Origin of the sequence: Dyadobacter jiangsuensis (genome assembly GCF_003014695.1) — a bacterium.
Lineage (GTDB): Bacteria > Bacteroidota > Bacteroidia > Cytophagales > Spirosomataceae > Dyadobacter > Dyadobacter jiangsuensis.
Genome location: NZ_PYAS01000037.1, coordinates 1 through 5,016 on the forward strand (window position 1 = coordinate 1; position 5,016 = coordinate 5,016).

Consider the following 5,016-nt stretch of genomic DNA (forward strand, 5'->3'; position numbering starts at 1 on the left):
AACTGCTTCTGCAGCTTTTTTCTGCTACCGGCCGCCAGATAATTAGGTGGTCAATTTGCCACGGAATCAGGTGGTCAACTTCTCCGAAATACCCAGTTATGAAAGTGCTTTGAGGTGTTCTTACCATTGAAATCAATGCGGTTGGCAACGATATGAAAGTGCAAATTAGCGCTATCCTCGTGTTTGAAAACCAGCATCTGGTTCTGTTCAAACCCAAACTCCTTGGCGAACTCGTTGGAGATCTCTGCGATCGTTTCGTTGCCGGGCTTCTCGCCCGGCGCGAAGCTAAATGACTGGTGCCACATGAACTTTTTCAGGTTCGTATTTTGCATGTGATTACTGTTAAACTGGTTGATCAAATAGTTTAGGTCCAGTTTCCCGTCTGCATGCATTTTTATACCCAGGTTCTGGATATAAACCAATTCCCCTCGAACATCTTGTTCGTCTAGCCTTTGCCGCATCTTTGCGGAGACATGCTTGTCGTAGTAGCAGTATTCAATTAACCCTTTCGCGTAGCTGCCGAGTGTCGCCTTTCCAATCATAATCTCATCTTTTTCAGGGTTGCATTTACAGCTTTTTCAATCTCAGCGTGAACGGAGGTTGCATCAGTTTGGCTCCATGTCCAGAATGGTGTTAGTTCTTCAAGAGTCTGTGAATAGTAGGCCTCATATTTTTGCTTCAAATCACCGATCAGGCGGCTGGTCGAACTGCATCTTAGCAGTAGCTGATGTTTGCCTTCGGTTTCAGGTAGCATTTGAGAAAGATAAGAGCTGAGCTCGTTTGACCAATTCAGCAGCTCTTCGAGCGCCTTCTTTATGCTGCGGATCTCAAAGCTTTCAAACACCCAAAGAGTGATAAGATCGGCGAGCAGCCTCACCCGCTGGCTACTGTGCTGCCACTGGTCTGTAAGCATCTGGTGCCCCTTGGTTTTTAGGACCGCTAGTGATAAAACGCCGGAGAGTTGTTGAAGCGCCCTAACTATTTCAGCAGTTGCCTTGGGGAGCGCCCTTTTCTGTGGCCTTTTAAAAGGCACATCAAGCGCCAAGGTCAAAAAATATTGACTGGCGGAAAGCCCGCTTTTTTCAATGAGCTCATTAATCTGTCTTTTCTGATCAGCGCTTACCCATACTGAAAAGTGTTCCCGTTTGGCCGTGCCTTTCTCTTTCAGCGGTCTGCCTTTTTGTTTCTGATTTTCCATGTGTCTTTTTTGATTAGCTATGAGCCGGAAGGCGAATAGCAGGGGTCCAGGGGTTTTCCCATGGCCAGCTCCCGCCGGGGAGTCGCATTTCGCGACGTACCGGCGATAGCTGGCTAGGAAGGAAAACCACCGCAATGCATACGAAAGTTTACAAATGGCCGTGTTTGGCAACAAAAGTTCATAAAAGTCCACTTGGCCGTTTTTGGCCTTATTTTCGGCCTAAAGGCACAAGCACGCGTTTATTTTTGTGGTCATAGACATAGTCCTCTCCAACCATCATATTTCCTTTGGAGGGGGCAGGACGGAGCACCAAATAGTTAACCCCGCCCCTTTCAATAACCTGTCCACCTTGCATGAGCAGCACATAGTCCGAAACATTTTCATAGGTATCGATAATGCTTCTTAGCTTCTGAAAACGCTCTTCTGTATACGCATACCAAAAAATCAGAATCGAGATTATCGTTGCGGCTATGGCTGCCGGAGCTGTGATCCCCAGAGCATAAAACAAAGCTTCACGGGTCGAACCAAAATGAACCGCTCTTTGGCTTGTTTTAATCTTGGTCTGCGCTTGGCCGATGGCTTGCGTACAGCTTTTAATCTCGGCAGCGAGACCGGCAAAATTTTCATGGATTTCTTCCAGCAGCATCGAAGTCCAATCGTCCATCAGGTGCCCATACTTTTGTCCGTACTTCCCATTTAGCCGGTTGAGAAGCTCCCTCAGCTGATCATTCATAGCCGAAATGGTCTCTAAGTTCCTTCGTCAGACGTATCCTTGCACCTGGCCGATACTGTTCCAGGCTGTACCCGTTTCTAATGCCATCCAATATCTGGATACCCAAAAGACTGTTGGCATCGAAATCCCCGAATTGCCGGTGCTTGATGCCAGTTGCCAGGCACTTTTCTGCGAGCTCGTTAGACAAGGTTGGATACTGTTTGAAGGTATACATGTTTTCCCAGGCAACAATCTCAAACTGCCCATCCAGAACTTCGAACATCTTCCGAAGGTATTCCGCGCAGGCAAGGTATGCCCCGCCTGCTGCCATGACAATGTGGAAAGTAACCTCAAAGCCCAGCTCATCACACCACGCCTTAAAGTCCAGATCGCGTGATATTAGAGCGGGGAATTGTTCGCTTTCCGGCGCGCCAAAGTCCATGTAGATTTGCTCAAAAGGACAATCTATCAGACTTTCCAGGTATCCCACAAATAAGTCCCTGACCAACACATCCCTTTTGTCAATCAGCGACACGCTTTCCAGCCTGTCCTGTCCCAAAAACAACAGTTGTCTGCTGGATGTTTTGGTGGAGCTGTCGACATCGACAAATAAGGAGGAGCCGTCCGTTTCAGACAATGCCCTCAGATAAGTGTAAAGACTCTTGCCCACGCCACCTTTGGCTTGGAGTATAAAATGAAATTTACGTTTCATGTTTTTTTCTTTTTGGTGAATTTCGATTCAACTATCAGATTGTCTATTAGGCTGATTTTTTCCGGATCGGTCCAGGTCCCATTCAGCCCCGTTGCCGAAGCAGTTTCAGGTTTCTGATCCTTTGCCCGGCTAACCGGCGCGGAAACAGAAGAATGCGAAAGTTTTTTGAGCGGCCTTTTTTTGAAGTGGTAGCGGCAGAACTTAATGTCTGTACTTTTTATCAGGCCTTCGCGCTTCAACTCCCAACTGATCTTATCCGCGATGTAAGCAGCTGTCAGATCCGAATGGATCAAATCTTGGTAAAGCCGGTAAAGCAAGCGCCTTCTTTTTTTATCCCGCCTCTCAAATAAATCGACCAATGTTTCTTTATCCATGAGATTACCCGGTCTAAGCCGTCGTCAAATCCAGATCACCACCTGTGTCTGTTTGAATCTGACGTTCACCGCCCGCATTCTTTACACCCTCGGGTATCAGCTCCGACCTCCATCTATGCGCATTAGCCCTGATGTACTTAATATCGCCGGTTGAGACCACTGGTTTGCCCAGATCTTGATTGATCAACTCTACCAGAAAGCCCATTGAATAGTACTGCGCGAAAAGCCGCTGATAATGCATGTAAAGAAACATTCTTCTCTTGACGTCCTTCCGCTCATAAAGCATCAGCAGCATCTCTTTTGTTAGTGATACAGGCTCCATCGTTATGCGGTTTTGGTTACTATTAAGAAGCTATCTTCCGGTATCCGATGACAGATATAAAGCCTGCCAGTTTGAGCGCATCTGTTACATGGCGGTGTCGGGCCAAGTTTCACCCGCGCATGCCTCGGGCAGGAAACCTGGTTTGCGAAACACTGACCGGATTTTCCTCCGGTCAATTTTGGATGGACTGGTTTCAGGCCTAAGAGCATAAGGCTTGAAAAAGTGGATTGCAGATTTTTCATTTGCGAACTGTTTTTATTGAACATATCGCAAATCTCACCTCAGATTTCGGCAATAACGTTCCTGATATTCCGGCAGGAATAAAAAGAATTTTTACCGAAATTTTAGAGACAATCCGGCTTCAAAGATCTCGCAATAAGAGCCGGCATTCGGTCACATATTTGTGGCGGGGCCGGTTGGATGAGCAGTTGAACGTGTCAAGTTGTTCGGTTTGAAAGGCCTTAATAAAGGATTTTTGTGAGATGTCATGTGAGAGCCAGCTATTAAACAGGCCTGCCACCTGTGGAGCAGGCAGTTGCCTGTCAATGTGCCCCTGCTTGCCAAGGGTATAATAGATCGCAGCTAGTTGAAGCCGGCCGCCTGTGCTGCTATTGCGGAATTGATAGAATCCTGGTTTCTCTGAGCTTGTAATCCATTGCTCCCTGAGAAGAATATCAACGAGCCTCCGGAATTTGTCCTGTTTCTCAGCTTTATCTTTCCCCTTCAATATCTGATAAAAGTGTTCAAAAGCAGGCTTTTGGGGTGCCATCTTTTCTTTGGCCTGCTTTGTTTCCTGAAAAAACTGGTCGAATTCGGCTTGCAAATCGTTCTTCCAATCAATAACTTCAATTGCTGAACCTGCTTCACCGCTGAAAGTAACTAGCCACTGGTATATGTCTTTGATCGTTTGGCGTTTGGCTTCAAAGGAACTGTAATCTGGTCTGGACAGAAGGTTTCGAAATATTTGAGGGTTGTTTTTCAGCACAAACCTGATCCTGGTCCGAAGCACATTGATGTGCTGGCGCTTATAGGCCGGAATCCACCAGTAGGCGATAGGCTTTTCCAAATGCTGAGCGAACTCATCTAGAAAGCTTGATGTATCGTCGTCTATCGAAAATGACAGCCGGTTATGATACAGGATCAGCATCCTGTTCAGACATGTTAATTCGCTCTGATAGAAGCTTCCATTGAATTCTTCTGATAGATATTTGAATAATGGATATTGTAGATTGGAATGCAGGTTCATCTCTTTCTCTTCGTTTTCGTTACACATTTTACCTACTAAACGTAAGATAACAAAGTGCAATGAAATTAGGGACAAACTCTGCGACAATTCGGAATAAATCTACTCCAGAGACTTAGTTGAGTATGATTAAAACAACTGTTCCAGCAGTTCAGCTATTTAAATTCTCCTAGAGAATTTGTATTCTGGCAATATTATCTAGACATCAGCGAGTGCGCTTTGCTCATCCATAATTACCCGGCGATGTTTTGTACCCCACGTGGCAAGACCATGAATAAGATCCTGTAATGTCCAGCCGTATTCGGTCAGATTATATTGGACGGTCACAGGCTGCGTATCCAATACGGTGGAAAATTCGGTGAAGTTGGGCTCTTCTTCACTTTTGATGGTGGGGCTATCTGTTTTTGGCCAGTAACATTTTTGTAAGCAGGTCAATTCCGGCCCTTCCATACATA

8 protein-coding genes are annotated in these 5,016 nt (G+C 46.0%); all 8 read right to left on the reverse strand.

The window, feature by feature from the left end; all coding sequences use genetic code 11:
- Positions 1–74 precede the first annotated feature (74 nt).
- A complete protein-coding gene (locus CLV60_RS33950; RefSeq protein ID WP_229211250.1) occupies positions 75–542 on the reverse strand; it encodes a relaxase/mobilization nuclease domain-containing protein in 468 nt (155 codons plus the stop codon).
- Positions 539–1,198, reverse strand: a complete 660-nt coding sequence (locus tag CLV60_RS33955) for a plasmid mobilization protein (protein ID WP_090149794.1) — start codon at positions 1,196–1,198, stop codon at positions 539–541. Before CLV60_RS33955 ends, CLV60_RS33950 begins: the two co-directional genes overlap by 4 nt.
- A 208-nt stretch (positions 1,199–1,406) precedes the next feature.
- Positions 1,407–1,931 carry a hypothetical protein gene (locus CLV60_RS33960; RefSeq protein WP_106599837.1) on the reverse strand — a complete coding sequence of 175 codons (525 nt, stop codon included), beginning with the start codon at positions 1,929–1,931 and terminating at the stop codon, positions 1,407–1,409.
- Positions 1,924–2,622, reverse strand: a complete 699-nt coding sequence (locus tag CLV60_RS33965) for a P-loop NTPase family protein (protein ID WP_106599838.1) — start codon at positions 2,620–2,622, stop codon at positions 1,924–1,926. Before CLV60_RS33965 ends, CLV60_RS33960 begins: the two co-directional genes overlap by 8 nt.
- On the reverse strand, positions 2,619–2,996 hold the full coding sequence (locus CLV60_RS33970; RefSeq protein ID WP_090149059.1) for a hypothetical protein: 378 nt from the start codon (positions 2,994–2,996) through the stop codon (positions 2,619–2,621). Before CLV60_RS33970 ends, CLV60_RS33965 begins: the two co-directional genes overlap by 4 nt.
- Before the next feature lie 13 nt (positions 2,997–3,009).
- A complete protein-coding gene (locus CLV60_RS33975; RefSeq protein WP_090149057.1) occupies positions 3,010–3,318 on the reverse strand; it encodes a hypothetical protein in 309 nt (102 codons plus the stop codon).
- A gap of 361 nt (positions 3,319–3,679) precedes the next feature.
- Entirely contained in the window at positions 3,680–4,564 is an 885-nt protein-coding gene (locus CLV60_RS33980; RefSeq protein ID WP_146151654.1) for a hypothetical protein, read from the reverse strand.
- A gap of 195 nt (positions 4,565–4,759) precedes the next feature.
- Positions 4,760–5,016, reverse strand: a 257-nt coding sequence (locus tag CLV60_RS33985) for a winged helix-turn-helix transcriptional regulator (RefSeq protein ID WP_211302320.1), incomplete at its 5' end; no start/stop codon positions are given.

What these genes read in the sequence shown, in the direction of transcription:
- CLV60_RS33955 (WP_090149794.1), bottom strand. Translation starts at nt 1,198, where the DNA reads ATGGAAAATCAGAAACAAAAAGGCAGACCGCTGAAAGAGAAAGGCACG.
- CLV60_RS33965 (WP_106599838.1), bottom strand. Translation starts at nt 2,622, where the DNA reads ATGAAACGTAAATTTCATTTTATACTCCAAGCCAAAGGTGGCGTGGGC.
- CLV60_RS33975 (WP_090149057.1), bottom strand. Translation starts at nt 3,318, where the DNA reads ATGGAGCCTGTATCACTAACAAAAGAGATGCTGCTGATGCTTTATGAG.
- CLV60_RS33960 (WP_106599837.1), bottom strand. Translation starts at nt 1,931, where the DNA reads ATGAATGATCAGCTGAGGGAGCTTCTCAACCGGCTAAATGGGAAGTAC.
- CLV60_RS33980 (WP_146151654.1), bottom strand. Translation starts at nt 4,564, where the DNA reads ATGAACCTGCATTCCAATCTACAATATCCATTATTCAAATATCTATCA.
- CLV60_RS33970 (WP_090149059.1), bottom strand. Translation starts at nt 2,996, where the DNA reads ATGGATAAAGAAACATTGGTCGATTTATTTGAGAGGCGGGATAAAAAA.
- CLV60_RS33950 (WP_229211250.1), bottom strand. Translation starts at nt 542, where the DNA reads ATGATTGGAAAGGCGACACTCGGCAGCTACGCGAAAGGGTTAATTGAA.